Genomic DNA, 16,840 nt, shown 5'->3' with positions numbered 1-16,840 from the left:
CTGGATGGGGAGAAATTAAAAGACGAGGTGTAAAAAACGATGGCGAATGCATATAAGCAAGCAGGAGTAGATATTGAAGCTGGATATGAAGCGGTATCTCGCATGAAAAAACACGTACAAACAACTATGAGAAAAGAAGTGCTAGGCGGTTTAGGCGGTTTTGGAGGTATGTTTGATCTATCAAAATTTGCATTAGAAGAACCTGTATTAGTATCTGGAACAGATGGCGTGGGAACGAAATTGATGCTCGCTTTTATGGCAGATAAACATGACACAATTGGTATTGATGCAGTAGCAATGTGTGTAAATGATATTGTTGTCCAAGGAGCAGAGCCGCTTTTCTTCCTTGATTATATTGCTTGTGGTAAAGCTGAACCTAGTAAAATTGAAAACATCGTCAAAGGAATATCAGAGGGCTGTCGCCAAGCTGGTTGTGCATTAATTGGTGGAGAAACAGCTGAAATGCCAGGAATGTATTCTACAGAAGAATACGATTTAGCTGGTTTTACAGTTGGAATTGTTGATAAAAAGAAAATTGTAACAGGTGAAAAAATTGAAGCTGGTCACGTATTAATTGGCTTAGCATCTAGCGGTATTCATAGTAACGGTTATTCTTTAGTAAGAAAAGTGCTACTAGAAGATGGAGAACTATCTTTAGACCGTATTTACGGCCGCCTAGAACTACCTCTTGGTGAAGAATTATTAAAACCAACGAAAATTTATGTCAAACCTATTTTAGAACTATTGAAGAAACATGAAGTATACGGTATGGCGCATATTACAGGTGGCGGGTTCATTGAAAATATTCCACGTATGTTGCCAGAAGGAATCGGTGCGGAAATTGAATTAGGATCTTGGCAAGTTCAACCGATTTTTAGTTTACTTCAAGAGGTTGGAAAACTAGAAGAGAAAGAAATGTTCAATATTTTTAACATGGGTATTGGTATGGTAGTAGCAGTAAAGGAAGAAGAGGCAAAAGATATTGTTCGTCTTCTTGAGGAACAAGGCGAGAAAGCTCATATTATTGGACACACTGTACAAGGGTCTGGTGTTACCTTTATTGAGGGAACAGAAGTATGAGTAGATTAGCAGTTTTTGCTTCTGGGAGCGGCTCAAACTTTCAATCTCTCATTAATGCGGTAGAAGACAAAATATTGGATGCAGATATTAGTTTATTAGTATGTGATAAACCAGAGGCACGCGCTATTGGACGGGCACATTATCACCATATTCCGTGTTTTTCCTTTTCAGCGAAAGCATATGAGTCAAAAGAAGCATTTGAAAAAGAGATATTAAAAAAGCTAGAAGAGTATGAAATTGATTATGTTATTTTAGCTGGATATATGCGTTTAATTGGAACGACTTTACTAGAAGCGTACGGCGGGAAAATTATTAATATTCATCCATCACTACTACCGAGTTTTCCAGGGAAAGATGCTGTTGGTCAAGCGTTAGAAGCGGGTGTGAAAGTAACCGGAGTAACGATTCACTATGTAGATGCAGGTATGGATACAGGTCCAATTATTGCGCAAGAAGCAGTAGTTGTTTCTGAAGGGGATACGAGAGAAAGCTTACAAAAGAAAATTCAACAAGTTGAACATAAATTATACGTAAATACAGTGAATCAAATTGTTCAGTCTGTGAAAAAACCAACTGTTAACTAACATACAACCAGGGGTGAAGGATAAATGAAAAAGCGTGCATTAGTAAGTGTTTCAGATAAAACAGGAGTAGTAGAATTTGTTAAAGGTTTACTTGAACAAGGGATTGAAGTCATTTCAACAGGTGGTACGAAAAAATTATTAGAAGAAAACGGCTTGCAAGTAATTGGTATTTCTGAAGTAACTGGTTTCCCAGAAATTATGGATGGTCGTGTAAAAACATTACATCCAAATATTCATGGTGGTCTATTAGCAGTTCGTGATAATGAAATGCATGTAGCGCAAATGAATGAATTAGGTATGGAGCCAATTGACTTTGTTGTTGTTAACTTATACCCATTTAAAGAAACAATCGCTAAGCCTGATGTAACATTTGCTGATGCAATTGAAAATATTGATATCGGTGGCCCAACAATGATTCGCTCTGCTGCGAAAAATCATAAATTTGTATCGGTAATTGTAGATCCAGTAGATTATGATGTTGTATTAGCAGAACTGAAAGAGAACGGTGAAGTAACAGAGGAAACGAAACGTAAATTAGCAGCGAAAGTATTCCGTCATACAGCGGCATATGATGCGTTAATTTCTAACTACTTAACAAAGCAAATGGGCGAAGAAAGCCCTGAAACAGTAACGGTGACATTTGAGAAAAAACAAGATTTACGCTATGGCGAAAATCCACATCAAAAAGCAACGTTCTATAAAGCGCCATTCGCAGCAACTTCTTCTGTTGCATATGCAGAACAATTACATGGTAAAGAATTATCTTATAACAATATCAACGATGCGGATGCAGCACTTAGCATCGTGAAAGAATTTACAGAACCAGCAGTAGTAGCGGTAAAACATATGAATCCATGTGGTGTTGGAGTAGGAACTGATATTCACGAAGCATATACTCGTGCTTATGAAGCGGATCCAGTATCAATCTTCGGCGGTATTATTGCAGCAAATCGTGAAATTGATAAAGCTACAGCAGAAAAGTTACACGAAATTTTCTTAGAAATTGTTATCGCTCCTTCGTTCTCGCAAGAAGCTTTAGAAGTGTTGCAAAGTAAGAAGAACTTACGCTTACTAACTGTAAATATTGAAAAAGCGACAAGTGCAAGCAAAAAACTAACTTCTGTACAAGGTGGTCTTCTTGTTCAAGAAGAAGATACGTTATCATTAGATGAGGACGCAATTTCAATTCCAACGAAACGTGAACCATCAGAGCAAGAATGGAAAGATTTAAAACTAGCTTGGAAAGTTGTAAAACATGTGAAATCAAATGCAATTGTTTTAGCGAATGATAACATGACAGTTGGTGTAGGCGCGGGACAGATGAACCGTGTAGGTTCTGCAAAAATCGCAATTACACAAGCTGGCGAAAAAGCACAAGGTAGCGCACTTGCATCTGATGCTTTCTTCCCAATGCCAGATACAGTAGAAGAAGCAGCAAAAGCTGGAATTACAGCAATCATCCAACCAGGCGGATCGATTCGTGATGAAGATTCTATTAAAATGGCAGATGCGTATGGGATTACTATGGTGTTCACTGGCGTACGTCATTTCAAACACTAATAGAGGATGTTAAAAAAGTCCGGTCAAGATAACTGTCGCATGTCGTCGTTGCAATGCCAGTGCGGTACTCATGTAGGAAAGCTACACTCCGTGTCCTCCTGGCAAATGCGCCTTGACCTGCTCGGTTCTCTTGATCCTCCTTTTTAACTTTCTATTGATACGGTTGTTAAAAAAGTCCGGTCAAGATAACTGTCGCATGTCATCGTTGCATAGCCAGTGCGGTACTCATGTAGGAAAGCTACACTCCGTGTCCTCCTGGCAAATGCGCCTCGACCTGCTCGGTTCTCTTGATCCTCCTTTTTAACCTTTTATTGATATGAAAACAAACTAGGAGCATAGCTTCTAGTTTGTACTTATTTAATTATTGGGGGATGAAATATGAATGTTTTAGTAATTGGCCGTGGTGGACGTGAGCATGCTTTAGCTTGGAAATTTGCACAATCTGAAAAGGTAGAAAAAGTATATGTAGCGCCAGGTAATGAAGGTATGCGAGATGTTGCAACACCAGTTGATATTGATGAGAATGATTTCGATGCATTAGTCTTATTTGCAAAAGAGAAGAATGTTGAATTAACTTTCGTTGGACCAGAGATTCCACTTATGAACGGAATCGTGGATCGTTTTAAGGAAGAGGGCCTTCGTGTATTTGGTCCTAATAAAGCGGCTGCGGTTATTGAAGGTAGTAAAGCTTTTACAAAAGAATTGATGAAAAAGTATGATATTCCAACTGCGGCATATGAAACTTTTACAGACTATGAAGAGGCAGTAAAGTACATTCAGAAAGTTGGTGCACCGATCGTAATTAAGGCAGATGGGTTAGCTGCTGGTAAAGGTGTAACAGTAGCAATGACGCTTGAAGATGCATTACAAGCTGTGAAAGAAATGCTGCAAGATGTGAAATTCGGTGAAGCAAGCAAGAAGGTCGTTATTGAGGAGTTTCTAGATGGACAAGAATTTTCATTAATGGCATTCGTAAATGGAACAACTGTGCATCCGATGGTAATTGCTCAAGATCATAAACGAGCTTTTGATGCTGATAAAGGTCCAAATACAGGCGGAATGGGTGCATATTCCCCAGTACCACAAATTCTGGAGTCAGCGGTTCAAGAAGCGATTCAAACAGTATTACATCCAACTGCTAAAGCGATGATCCAAGAAAACCGTTCGTTTACAGGTATTTTATACGCAGGTCTTATTTTAACAAATGATGGTCCAAAGGTAATTGAGTTCAATGCACGCTTTGGCGATCCTGAAACGGAAGTTGTATTACCACGCTTAGAAAATGATTTAGTTGATGTATGTAACGCTGTATTAGATGAAAGTGAATTAACGTTACAATGGTCAAAGGAAGCAGTTATTGGTGTCGTACTTGCTTCGAAAGGATATCCAGAAGCATATAAAAAAGGTGAAATTATTAACGGATTAGATGCACTGCAAGATGTAATAGTTTTCCATGCGGGTACAGCGATGAAACATGGTGACTTTGTAACAAACGGTGGCCGTGTATTATTTGTTGCTTGTAAGGCGAATAGTTTACAAGAAGCGAAAGATAAGGTCTATAAAGAAATCGGTAAAATTGAGAGTGATGGTTTATTTTACCGAAGTGATATAGGATATCGTGCAATTGGGCATGAGATGATGAAAAGCTAATGTATAAAAAATCCCGCTGATTTCTCAGCGGGATTTTTATGCATCTTTATCTTTTTTTAATTTCCCTTTTTGCTTTGCCATTTCTCGAAGTAAATACTCGATGTGTGCATTGACGCTACGAAACTCATCATTCGCCCATTTTTCGATGACTGCGTGTAATTCAGGATCAATACGTAATGGAAAGCTTTTCTTTTTGGCCATAATCACTTACAACCTTTAGTATAGGCTTCCTGTATTAATAACTGGTTGCGCACCTTTATCTGAAACGATGGCAACTAATAAATTGTTCACCATATTTGCTTTACGCTCGTCATCGAGTTCCAGTACGCCTTCTTCATCTAACATATGGATTGAATCTTTCGCCATCTTCACAGCACCTTCAACAATCTCTTTTCTAGCAGCTAATACTGCTTTTGCTTGTTGACGCTGGAGCATTGCATGGGCAATTTCTGTTGCGTAAGCTAAATGTGTTAAACGAGTTTCTAATACTTCTACGCCAGCGATTTCAAGTCGTGCTTCTAACTCACGCTTTAATTCTTCAGAGATCTCTTCAGTATTTCCTCGTAACGTGATGCAAGTTTCATCTTGGAAATTATCATAAGGATATTTTGTAGCAACGTGGCGGATTGCTGTTTCACTTTGAATTTCTACGAATCGATCGTAATGCTCAACACCAAACATTGCTTTTGCGGAATCAACAACTTTATATACGATAACGGCTGCAATTTCAATTGGATTGCCCTCAACATCGTTTACTTTTAATTTCTTACTGTTAAAGTTTTCAACACGTAAAGATACAGTTTGACGAAACGCGAATGGAATTGTTAAAAACAAACCATTTTGACGAATTGTTCCTAAATAACTACCGAAGAACGTAATAACTTTCGCTTGATTCGGTTGAACGATACCGATACCTGTAGCTAAAACAGATGCTAATATGAGAGCTAAAATAGCTATTACAAACATTTCTTGTACAAGGCAAAATACACCGATAGCGGCTAAAACTAAAATTCCAATAACGCCGAGAAATCCATTAACATAAAATACTTGTTTTTCTTTCATATGATCGCCTCCTTGATATAAAAATGATATCACTTTTATATCATTACATGCAAGAGGGTTACACCTAATTTTCTGAATTTTATTGTTTGATATCTTTTATGTACGTTTTAAGGGTAAAAATAAGAATGTACGTTCTGTTTCGTGGTAAAATAAAGAAGACTTAGCTGCCCACTGCAGCAGCTAAGTCCCTTTGAGAGCATCTTGCATCGTGACAAATGATTCAAAGCGGTTTTGCCAGGATTAATTCTTCAATCGCTGACTCAATCTCTTTGTCAGAAGTGTCATAACTTCCATCTGACTTTGCCTTTGGCTTGTCATGACTGGAAGCTGAATTAACTTCTTCTTTATTATGTCCTTTTTCAGTGAAATTCATGCTAGGCATTTTAAATGCGCTCATATTCATATATTTTCCAAACTTACAGGCTTCAACAATAGGGCAGAAACGAACGATCCCCTCCGCAATTTTCATGGCACCAATCCATAGCAAAACTTTAGACCAAGTGCACCAAGGTTTACGTACGAGTTTAGCTGTACTACAACCGAAGAGGATGAGTCCGAGTGTAATTCGAATTAGAGCACTAATTGTGCCGATGTTTTGCTTCATTAGAAAAACACTCCTTTTTAATTAACTTCGAAATAGAAAATACTATTTCATTTGTTAGTATTCCGTATAAGTTTTTTGATATGTAATCCAACATTTGACGTTGAAAAAGATGTTGGATTGGGCGTGTGTGTAGGTAGCTTTTTTTGTTATAATGAAAGAATGCGTAAAAGGAAGTTCAAAAAGTCCGGTAAAGATAGCTGCCGCATTTCATCGTTGCATACGCCAGTCTGGTAAAGATATAGCAAGGAATGTAAAAAAACTTGATAAAAATTAACTGTTATTTTGAACAGAAATTATATAACTAGAGAAAAGAAAGGGTGTTTTCATGTACGATATTTCCAAATGGAAACATGTATTTAAGCTTGATCCAAATAAGGAGTTAAGTGACGAACATTTAGAAATGATTTGTGAATCTGGAACGGATGCTGTTATTGTAGGCGGAAGTGACGGTATAACAATTGATAACGTATTACACATGCTAGTTAGCATTCGTAGATATGCAGTGCCTTGTGTGTTAGAGGTTTCTGATGTGGAGGCAATTACACCAGGATTTGATTTTTATTACATCCCAAGTGTTTTAAATAGCCGAAAAGTAGAATGGGTAACAGGTGTTCATCATGAGGCATTGAAAGAATTTGGGGATATTATGGACTGGGACGAAATTTACATGGAAGGGTATTGTGTTTTAAACCCAGAAGCGAAAGTAGCCCAGCTTACAGATGCAAAATGTGATTTAACAGAAGATGATGTTATTGCATATGCGCGTTTAGCAGACAAGCTATTACATTTACCGATATTCTATTTAGAATATAGCGGGACCTATGGAGACATTGAGCTTGTTAAAAATGTAAAAGCAGAATTGAAACAAGCTAAGCTATATTATGGCGGTGGTATTTCTAATGCAGAACAAGCGAAAGAAATGGCGCAGTATGCTGATACAGTAGTTGTTGGAAATATTATTTATGATGATATAAAATCGGCATTAAAAACAGTTAAAGCAGTAAAAGGAGAGTAGGTGCAGGCACATATGAGTACGACAGATAAGTTATTAAATGGTTTAAATCCGCAGCAACAAAAAGCAGTACAAACAACAAATGGAGCACTTCTATTAATGGCAGGCGCAGGTAGTGGGAAAACACGTGTGTTAACACACCGTATTGCATATTTACTTGGTGAAAAAGGTGTGGCGCCATGGAATGTACTAGCAATTACCTTTACAAATAAAGCTGCTCGTGAAATGCGTGAGCGTATTGATAAACTTGTTGGACCAGAAGCAGAAGATATTTGGATTTCTACGTTCCACTCTATGTGCGTACGTATTTTACGACGTGATATTGACCGCATTGGTATTAATCGTAACTTTACAATCTTAGATTCAGGTGATCAGTTAACTGTAGTAAAAAAAATTATGAAGGAGCGCAATATTGACCCGAAGAAGTTTGAGCCGCGCTCTATTTTAGCGGGTATTAGCAATGCGAAAAATGAACTGTTATCTGCAGATAAATATGCAAAAAAAATTACAACCGCTGATCCATATGAAAAATTAACGAGCGATGTATATACAGAATATCAAAAACGTCTTTTGAAAAATAACTCATTAGACTTTGATGATTTAATTATGACGACGATTCAGCTATTTGAACGTGTTCCAGAAGTACTAGAGTTTTATCAGCGTAAATTCCAATATATTCACGTTGATGAGTATCAAGATACGAACAAAGCTCAGTACCTTCTTGTTAAACATTTGGCATCACGTTTTAAAAACCTTTGTGTTGTTGGTGATTCGGATCAGTCTATTTACCGCTGGCGCGGGGCTGACATTTCTAACATTTTGTCATTCGAAAAAGACTATGAGAATGCACAAGTTATTCTGTTAGAACAAAACTATCGTTCATCACAAAATATTTTAAATGCAGCTAATGCTGTAATTGAAAAAAATTCAAACCGTAAACCGAAGAAATTATGGACAGAAAATCAAATTGGAAGCAAAATCTCGTATTATCGTGCTGCAACCGAAAAGGACGAAGCGTATTTTGTTGCGAAAAAAATTCGTGACGATATTCAAATGGGGAACCGAAAATATACTGATTTTGCAGTGTTATATCGTACAAATGCCCAGTCTCGTATGATTGAGGAGATTTTCCTAAAATCTAATATCCCTTACAAAATTGTCGGAGGTACTAAGTTCTACGACCGTAAAGAGATTAAAGACATTTTGGCGTACTTACGTTTAATTGGGAATCCAGATGATGAGATTAGTTTTGGACGTATTATAAACATGCCAAAGCGCGGGATTGGTGCGACTTCTATCGATAAAATTATTAATTATGGTGTGCAAAACGGAATCTCATTAACTGCTGTATTTGATGAGATTGAGCATGTTGGTGTAAGTGCAAAAATAACAAAAGCAGTAAAAGAATTCGCAAGTTTATTACACAACTGGGTAAATATGCAAGAGTATTTATCTGTTACAGAATTAGTAGAAGAAGTTATTGAAAAGACAGGCTATCGCGATATGCTGAAAAATGAGCGATCTTTAGAAGCAGAAGGTCGTTTAGAAAACTTAGACGAGTTTTTATCTGTTACACAAACATTTGAATCCCAAAGCGAAGATAAGAGCCTTGTTGCATTCTTAACAGACTTAGCTCTTGTTGCTGATATTGATCGTGTAGATGAAGATCCAACTGCCGGTGAAGAAGTTATTTTAATGACGATGCACTCAGCAAAAGGATTAGAGTTCCCAGTTGTCTTTATTGTTGGCTTAGAGGAAGGGATATTCCCGCATACTCGTTCTCTTATGGAAGAGGATGAAATGCAAGAAGAGCGTCGTCTTGCCTATGTAGGTATTACTCGTGCAGAAGAAGAGCTATACTTATCCAATGCTCAAATGCGTACTTTATTTGGTAGAACAAGTATGAATGCAGCATCTCGATTTATTACAGAGATTCCGGCAGAATTAGTAGAACCATTAAACGAAACAGCACCGAAGCGTGAAACTTCGTTTGGTGCAAAGGGAAGAACGACAAGCGCAACTACAACACGTTCTCGTTCAGCTTTCGCGCGTCCGGCTGTTAAGACGACAGGTGGCGAGCAAATTGGCTGGGGAATAGGCGATAAAGCAGCTCACCAGAAGTGGGGAGTCGGTACAGTTGTAAGTGTAAAGGGTGAAGGTGATTCAAAAGAATTAGATATTGCATTCCCAAGCCCAATTGGTATTAAACGTTTATTAGCAAAATTTGCACCTGTGACGAAACAATAGGAAAGGACTGAGGATATGTCAAAAGAGATAGCCAAAAAACGTATAGAAGAACTGCGTGATTTGTTAAATACATTTAACTATCAATATCACGTATTAGACAATCCTTCTGTTTCTGATGCGGAATATGACCGTGATATGCAGGAGCTTATAAAATTAGAAGCAGAGAACCCAGAGTTTATGAGTGAAGACTCTCCCTCCATTCGCGTTGGGGGGACTGTTCTTGATATATTTGAAAAGGTAACGCATAAATCACCAATGTTAAGTTTAGGAAACGCGTTTAATGAAGGAGATTTGCGTGATTTTGATCGAAGAGTACATCAGGGAATTGATGATGCGAATGTAAGATATATATGCGAATTAAAAATTGACGGACTTGCTGTTTCACTTCATTATGAAAAAGGACGCTTCATTCAAGGAGCAACACGTGGTGATGGTATAACGGGTGAAGATATTACCCAAAACTTAAAAACGATTAAAGCTATCCCGCTGCGTTTAAATGAAGAAGTAACGTTAGAAGCACGAGGCGAGGCTTATATGCCGAAGCGTTCATTCGTTAAATTGAATGAAGAGAAAGAACAAAATGGTGAAGATGTATTTGCGAATCCACGTAATGCGGCAGCAGGATCGATACGCCAACTTGATCCGAAAATTGCAGCGAAGCGTAACTTATCTATGTTTGTGTATGGTCTTGCTAATGTAGAAGAAAAAACAATTCCATCCCACAGTGAATCACTGGATTTCTTAGGTGAGCTTGGATTTAAGACGAATCCAAATCGTCGTACATGTGAAACAATTGAAGACGTAATAGCCTATGTAGAAGAGTGGCAAGAAAAACGCCCGCATCTTGATTATGAGATTGACGGAATCGTTATAAAAGTAGACGATGTTGCTATTCAAGAAAGCTTAGGAACTACAGCAAAGAGTCCAAGATGGGCAATAGCTTATAAATTCCCAGCTGAAGAAGTTGTGACGAGATTAACAGGGATTGAATTAAGTGTCGGCCGCACAGGAGTTGTAACACCAACTGCAGAGCTCGAGCCAGTTAGAGTGGCTGGTACTATCGTTCGTCGTGCTTCTTTACATAACGAAGATTTAATTCGTGAAAAGGATATTCGAATTGGTGACTACGTTGTTGTGAAAAAGGCTGGAGATATCATTCCTGAAGTTGTGAACGTTATTTTTGATAAGCGTACTGGTGAGGAAGAAGAATATCATATGCCAACGCATTGTCCAGCATGTGAGAGTGAACTTGTTCGTTTAGAAGAAGAAGTAGCACTTCGATGTATAAATCCGACTTGCCCAGCTCAAATTCGTGAAGGATTAATCCATTTCGTTTCAAGAAATGCAATGAATATTGATGGACTCGGAGAACGTGTAATTACACAACTCTTTGATGCGGATTATATTCGTACGTTTGCTGATTTATATTCATTGACGAAAGAGCAATTATTAGAACTAGAACGTTTCGGTGAAAAATCAGCAACAAATTTAGTCCAAGCAATTGAGAATTCTAAGGAAAACTCATTAGAGCGATTATTATTCGGTCTTGGTATTCGTCATGTCGGTGCGAAAGCGGCACGTACATTTGCTGAGCATTTCGAAACGATGGATGAGCTTGTGAAAGCGACGGAAGAAGAATTAAAAACAATTAATGAGATTGGTGAAAAAATGGCTCAATCCGTTGTAACGTATTTCGATAATGAAGACGTATTAGAGCTATTACAACAATTTAAAGAGTATGGCGTGAACATGGCATACAAAGGTATAAAAATTGCTGATTTACAAAATGTTGAATCGTACTTCGCAGGAAAAACTGTCGTCTTAACAGGGAAATTAGAAGTTATGGGCCGCAGTGAAGCGAAGAAGAAAATTGAGGCATTAGGTGGAAAAGTAACAGGAAGTGTTAGTAAAAGTACGGATTTACTTGTTGCTGGTGAAGCTGCAGGCTCGAAATTAGCGCAAGCAGAGAAGCACAATGTTGAAGTTTGGAATGAAGAGAGGTTCTTACAAGAGCTGAATAAGTAAGAGGTGCAAACTTACGATGAAAAAAATAGCGTTAGCGGTATTAAGTCTTAGCCTACTTGTAAGTGGGTGTAGTATGGGTTCCAATAAAGATGAAAAAGCAGTTGAGAAATCGGGGAAAGCGAAAGAACAAGCAGTTATCCCGAAATACTCCATTTCGGATGAATATTATAAGACAACGGTTGAATTTGATCCAGGTAAGGCACGTGGTTTAGTTGTACAAGGTTTAAATAGTCGTCTAGATGTAGATGAATTTGAAACAGGATTAATGCGCATTGCCAAAGAATCGTTTAGTACGAAAGATTATTTCTTTAAAGGCGGAAAGTTTCTAGAGGCTCAAGATATACAAATGCTTGTAAAAAGAAAGCGTACAGATGCTGAACAAAAAGAGCTAGAGGATAAGTTGAAAAAAGATGCAGTTAAATTTCCAAATATCGGACTGAATCCAGCCTTAAGTGAAGGTTCGGAGTCACTAGAAGTGAAAAATAAAAAACATCCAATGTATATCTCAAACATTTTAGAGCATGATTACTACGTGCAAAAAGGTGGGAACGATAATGAACCTGATGGCATTGTAGTTGGATTAGCGATGAATTCTGTTCAATATTATGAGGAAGAGCATGGTTATCCGCGTGAGGCTGCAATTCCAGATGTGAAAATGTTAGCTGAAGGGAAAAGGATGGCCCAAGAAATCTTGAAAGTAATGCAGCAAAAAAAGCCTGAAATAAAAAATATTCCGGTTACATTTGCGATTTATCGTCAAGGTCCAAAGTCTTCGCTTGTACCAGGGAATTTTGTTTCTTATGCTAAGGTAGAAAAAGGCAGTGAAACGGTTGAGGATTGGAAGCCGATCAATGAGAAATACTATTTATTCCCATCTGAACAAGCAAAAGCGGATAATAAACGTGAAGACCTTGCAAGGGTGTCAAACTTTAAAGCGAAGTTAAGTGAGTATTTCCAAGGCGATTATACAGCTGTTATCGGTACTGGAATGTATAGAGATGATGAATTAAAAGAAATGAAGCTCGATATTCCTGTCCAATTCAATGGGAAAGCTGAAGTAATTGGTTTTACACAATATGTAGCTGGACTTGTTATGGAATACTTCCCGAATTATATGAAAGTACAAGTAACAATTAAATCTGTAGAACGTCCAGAAGCAATTATTATACGTGAAGCGAAGCAAGATGAACCATTTGTGAAAATTTTAGATTAAAGATGAGAGCTGTTCCATAAAGGAACAGCTTTTTTTCTTGAAAAATTTTGTTATAATTTTAAATGTTACAAATAAAGGGGTAAGGGGCAAAGTCATGGAAGAACTAAGCTTTCAAGTCATTATTTTATTAATTGCATTCGGGTTTTTAGCTGCTTTTATTGATTCGGTTGTTGGAGGGGGAGGATTAATTTCGCTTCCTGCACTTATGTTTGTTGGTTTATCACCAGCTTCGGCAATCGCAACGAATAAATTAGCTGCAACGATGGGGACGCTTACGAGCACAATTTATTTTATTCGATCAGGCAAGGTGAATTTTCGGATTGTAGGAAAGTTAATCCCGTTAACTATTATTGGAGCAGTCGCAGGGGCTTTAGTAGTAAAGTTTATTCCGCCTGATATTTTGCGTCCGCTAGTACTCGTAATGTTGGTTTTTATTGCCATTTATATTATTGCGAAAAAAGATTGGGGAAGTGCATCTACCTATAAAAAGATGACAAAAGGAAAAACATTAATGTTTTTCTTTGTTATTTTAATGATAGGATTTTATGATGGATTTTTTGGACCAGGGACAGGATCCTTTTTAATTTTTGCATTTTTATTAATTGGTTTGGATTTTATTCAAGCGGCAGCATCTGGAAAACTTTTGAACTTCGTTAGTAATATCGTATCTTTAATTACTTTTTTATTTTTAGATGTGATTCATTTTGAATACGGTATAATTATGGGCTTATCAATGATTTTAGGTGCTTATTTTGGATCGAAGTTTGCGGTTCAAAAAGGTGTTGGATATGTAAGGACTTTATTTTTATTAGTTACTATTTTATTAATCGGGAAAAATGTTTTGGAATATACTCATATTTTGTAGATTCATACGTATGTATGAATCTCTTTTTTTTATTATATTTTAAAAATTTATTAATTTTTAAAATATAAGTCTAGGAATATTTGAATAAATCTAAATTATCGTGTAGAATAATGTTGTAAAATGTAAACGTTTTTCTAAGGGGAGGCTAAAAAGATGGTAGTAGCATACAAACATGAGCCATTTACAGATTTTTCAGTAGAGGCTAACAAATTAGCGTTTGAAGAGGGTTTAAAGAAAGTAGAATCTTATCTTGGACAAGACTATCCATTAATTATCGGGGGAGAAAAAATCACTACAGAAGACAAAATTGTTTCTGTAAACCCTGCAAATAAAGAGGAACTTGTTGGTCGTGTTTCAAAAGCAAGCCGTGAATTAGCTGAAAAAGCAATGCAAGTAGCGGATGCAACATTCCAAACTTGGAGAAAGTCAAAACCAGAAATGCGTGCAGATATTTTATTCCGTGCTGCAGCAATCGTTCGTCGTAGAAAACATGAGTTCTCTGCTATTCTTGTAAAAGAAGCAGGTAAACCATGGAATGAGGCAGATGCTGATACAGCAGAAGCAATCGACTTTATGGAATATTATGCTCGCCAAATGTTGAAATTAAAAGACGGTATTCCAGTAGAAAGCCGTCCAATTGAATATAATCGTTTCTCTTACATTCCATTAGGAGTAGGTGTTATCATTTCTCCTTGGAACTTCCCATTCGCAATTATGGCAGGTATGACAACAGCTGCTGTAGTTTCTGGTAACACAGTATTACTAAAACCAGCTAGTACAACTCCTGTAGTAGCAGCGAAATTTATGGAAGTATTAGAAGAAGCTGGTTTACCAGCTGGCGTAGTAAACTTCGTTCCAGGTAATGGCTCTGAAGTTGGTGACTACTTAGTAGATCACCCTCGTACACGTTTCGTTAGCTTTACTGGATCTCGCGATGTAGGTATTCGTATTTACGAACGTGCAGCAAAAGTAAACCCAGGACAAATTTGGTTAAAACGTGTTATCGCTGAAATGGGCGGTAAAGATACAATCGTTGTTGATAAAGAGGCAGATCTTGAATTAGCAGCTAAATCTATCGTTGCATCAGCATTCGGATTCTCAGGACAAAAATGTTCTGCATGTTCTCGTGCAGTAATCCATGAAGATGTATACGATCATGTATTAAATCGTGCTGTTGAATTAACAAAAGAATTAACAGTAGGTAACCCAGATGCAAAAGATATCAACATGGGACCTGTTAATGACCAAGCTGCATTCGATAAAGTAATGAGCTATGTTGCAATTGGTAAAGAAGAAGGTAAAATCGTATCAGGTGGCGAAGGAGACGATTCTAAAGGCTGGTTCATCCAACCAACAATCGTTGCTGACGTTGCAGAAGATGCTCGTTTAATGAAAGAAGAAATCTTCGGACCAGTAGTAGCATTCTGTAAAGCAAAAGACTTTGATCATGCACTTGCAATTGCAAATAATACAGAATACGGTTTAACAGGAGCAGTTCTTTCTAACAACCGTGACCATATTGAAAAAGCACGCGAAGACTTCCACGTTGGTAACTTATACTTCAACCGTGGATGTACTGGTGCAATCGTAGGTTACCAACCATTCGGTGGCTTTAACATGTCTGGTACAGACTCTAAAGCTGGTGGCCCTGACTACTTAGCACTTCACATGCAAGCAAAAACTACTTCTGAAACTTTATAAGAAATAGTAGAAAAGATCTTCACAGACTGTGAAGATCTTTTCTTTTTGAGAAACTCTCTATAGCAGAAGCAATCGATTTTATAGAAGCTAGTTAATTTCAATCAAGAAAAGGTTTCCAAATATTACTATTTGTTCTTTTGAATTAGTTAAACCCTATTAATATCGGGATAAACATGAAAATAGAAACAAAACAGCGAGAAAAATTGACTTATTAGTCATATTTTTTAGTATTCATTTTGAGGATTTCCTGTATAATACAATTTGAAAGAAAATCTATGGTTAGACAAGAGAACACTCCTTTCGGCTTTGCTAACTGAAAGGAGTGTTTTTTTTAGGTCGCTAAAAACTCTTCTGTACTCATTATATTTGCGTATACTCCATTTAAACTCGCCAAAATTGTATTATGAATATAAACAGCTGGTATAGTAGCATTCTTAAATGAAAGATCTTTTGTAGCACAAGCATCGTGTATTACGGTACAGTGAAGGCCAAAATCAAAAGCAGCTCTTACTGTAGCATCAATACACATATGGGTCATCATCCCGCATATTACGACGTGCTCAATTCCTGAACGTTGTAATTGTTCTAGAAGATCAGTTTCTCGGAAGCTATTTGGATAATGTTTAAGGATAACGGTTTCCTCTCTAAGTGGACGGACATTTTCGTGAATATGGACACCTTCTGTATTGGGTAGGAAAAAAGTAGCGCTATCTTTTATAGCTACATGTTGGATATGAAAAATAGGTTCGTTTCTTATTCTAAAATGTTGTAGTAGCTGACTAGCATATTCACTTGCTTCTACTGGATTACGTAATTCCATCATTCCGCTTGGAAAATAATCATTTTGAATGTCGACGAGCAAAAGAGCTGTTTTCATATATCTATCTTCCTCCGATTTCATATTCAAATAATGTTATTCAATGAGTAGAGAAGATTCTCCTTTTTAAAAGTATGAGTGAGAAGGATTTTACATAACTTTAAAAATCACTATTGTATTGTTACTTCTTATTTTAAAATTCAAATAGAGAAATGATTAATATTTTTCCGAAAAATGTATTGACTCTCATTATTCTGAGTTCTATAATAAGACTTAATTAAACGACAATTAAATCGATACACTCTTATCCAGAGAGGTGGAGGGACTGGCCCTACGATACCTCAGCAACGGGTTTTTTAATACCGTGCTAACTCCAGCAAGCCTATAAAGGCTTGGAAGATGAGAAGATGTGAATGAGTA

At 37.2% G+C, this 16,840-nt stretch carries 14 protein-coding genes and 1 riboswitch; of the genes, 10 read left to right on the top strand and 4 right to left on the bottom strand.

What is annotated here, in order from left to right; genetic code table 11:
* Positions 1-39 precede the first annotated feature (39 nt).
* The 4 genes from purM (at position 40) to purD (ending at position 4,874) form a co-directional block, all read left to right on the top strand.
* Positions 40-1,080 (top strand): phosphoribosylformylglycinamidine cyclo-ligase, encoded by a 1,041-nt coding sequence (gene purM, locus JFU18_RS13885; protein ID WP_002010019.1) that lies wholly within the window; start codon positions 40-42, stop codon positions 1,078-1,080.
* Entirely contained in the window at positions 1,077-1,664 is a 588-nt protein-coding gene (purN, locus tag JFU18_RS13880; protein WP_002124872.1) for a phosphoribosylglycinamide formyltransferase, read from the top strand. Before purM ends, purN begins: the two co-directional genes overlap by 4 nt.
* A gap of 24 nt (positions 1,665-1,688) precedes the next feature.
* Positions 1,689-3,224: a bifunctional phosphoribosylaminoimidazolecarboxamide formyltransferase/IMP cyclohydrolase gene (gene purH, locus JFU18_RS13875; protein ID WP_002010021.1), complete on the top strand. Its 1,536-nt coding sequence runs from the start codon at positions 1,689-1,691 to the stop codon at positions 3,222-3,224.
* A gap of 378 nt (positions 3,225-3,602) precedes the next feature.
* Positions 3,603-4,874, top strand: a complete 1,272-nt coding sequence (gene purD, locus JFU18_RS13870; RefSeq protein WP_201032361.1) for a phosphoribosylamine--glycine ligase — start codon at positions 3,603-3,605, stop codon at positions 4,872-4,874.
* A gap of 36 nt (positions 4,875-4,910) precedes the next feature.
* Here the strand turns inward: purD and JFU18_RS13865 are convergent, their stop codons facing one another.
* The 3 genes from JFU18_RS13865 to JFU18_RS13855 form a co-directional block, all read right to left on the bottom strand.
* A complete protein-coding gene (locus JFU18_RS13865; RefSeq protein WP_001085171.1) occupies positions 4,911-5,075 on the bottom strand; it encodes a type II toxin-antitoxin system antitoxin in 165 nt (54 codons plus the stop codon).
* A gap of 15 nt (positions 5,076-5,090) precedes the next feature.
* The gene (locus JFU18_RS13860) at positions 5,091-5,936 is read right to left on the bottom strand and encodes an SPFH domain-containing protein (RefSeq protein ID WP_002063557.1); all 846 of its coding nucleotides are present in this window, start codon (positions 5,934-5,936) and stop codon (positions 5,091-5,093) included.
* A gap of 220 nt (positions 5,937-6,156) precedes the next feature.
* A complete protein-coding gene (locus tag JFU18_RS13855; RefSeq protein ID WP_002167052.1) occupies positions 6,157-6,540 on the bottom strand; it encodes a YgaP family membrane protein in 384 nt (127 codons plus the stop codon).
* Positions 6,541-6,865: 325 nt separating this feature from the next.
* Here JFU18_RS13855 and pcrB point away from each other — a divergent pair, with 325 nt between their 5' ends.
* From pcrB to pruA, 6 genes are all read left to right on the top strand, one after another.
* A complete protein-coding gene (pcrB, locus tag JFU18_RS13850) occupies positions 6,866-7,555 on the top strand; it encodes a heptaprenylglyceryl phosphate synthase (protein ID WP_002029470.1) in 690 nt (229 codons plus the stop codon).
* A gap of 12 nt (positions 7,556-7,567) precedes the next feature.
* Positions 7,568-9,799, top strand: coding sequence for a DNA helicase PcrA (gene pcrA, locus JFU18_RS13845; protein ID WP_002010031.1), 2,232 nt, complete (start codon positions 7,568-7,570; stop codon positions 9,797-9,799).
* A 15-nt stretch (positions 9,800-9,814) separates the two neighbouring features.
* On the top strand, positions 9,815-11,824 hold the full coding sequence (gene ligA / locus JFU18_RS13840) for an NAD-dependent DNA ligase LigA (RefSeq protein ID WP_002010032.1): 2,010 nt from the start codon (positions 9,815-9,817) through the stop codon (positions 11,822-11,824).
* 16 nt (positions 11,825-11,840) lie between these two features.
* Positions 11,841-13,037 (top strand): CamS family sex pheromone protein, encoded by a 1,197-nt coding sequence (locus tag JFU18_RS13835; RefSeq protein WP_201032363.1) that lies wholly within the window; start codon positions 11,841-11,843, stop codon positions 13,035-13,037.
* Positions 13,038-13,131: 94 nt separating this feature from the next.
* Positions 13,132-13,902, top strand: coding sequence for a TSUP family transporter (locus JFU18_RS13830; RefSeq protein ID WP_002029466.1), 771 nt, complete (start codon positions 13,132-13,134; stop codon positions 13,900-13,902).
* A gap of 153 nt (positions 13,903-14,055) precedes the next feature.
* Positions 14,056-15,603: an L-glutamate gamma-semialdehyde dehydrogenase gene (gene pruA, locus JFU18_RS13825; RefSeq protein ID WP_002029484.1), complete on the top strand. Its 1,548-nt coding sequence runs from the start codon at positions 14,056-14,058 to the stop codon at positions 15,601-15,603.
* A 331-nt stretch (positions 15,604-15,934) separates the two neighbouring features.
* Here the strand turns inward: pruA and JFU18_RS13820 are convergent, their stop codons facing one another.
* A complete protein-coding gene (locus tag JFU18_RS13820) occupies positions 15,935-16,480 on the bottom strand; it encodes a cysteine hydrolase family protein (protein ID WP_002091344.1) in 546 nt (181 codons plus the stop codon).
* 241 nt (positions 16,481-16,721) lie between these two features.
* Positions 16,722-16,826, top strand: a riboswitch (SAM riboswitch).
* Positions 16,827-16,840: the final 14 nt, after the last annotated feature.

Origin of the sequence: Bacillus sp. TH22 (genome assembly GCF_016651015.1) — a bacterium.
Lineage (GTDB): Bacteria > Bacillota > Bacilli > Bacillales > Bacillaceae_G > Bacillus_A > Bacillus_A mycoides.
Note: the sequence above shows the minus strand (reverse complement) of the source record. Positions and strands in the feature narration are given on the sequence as shown.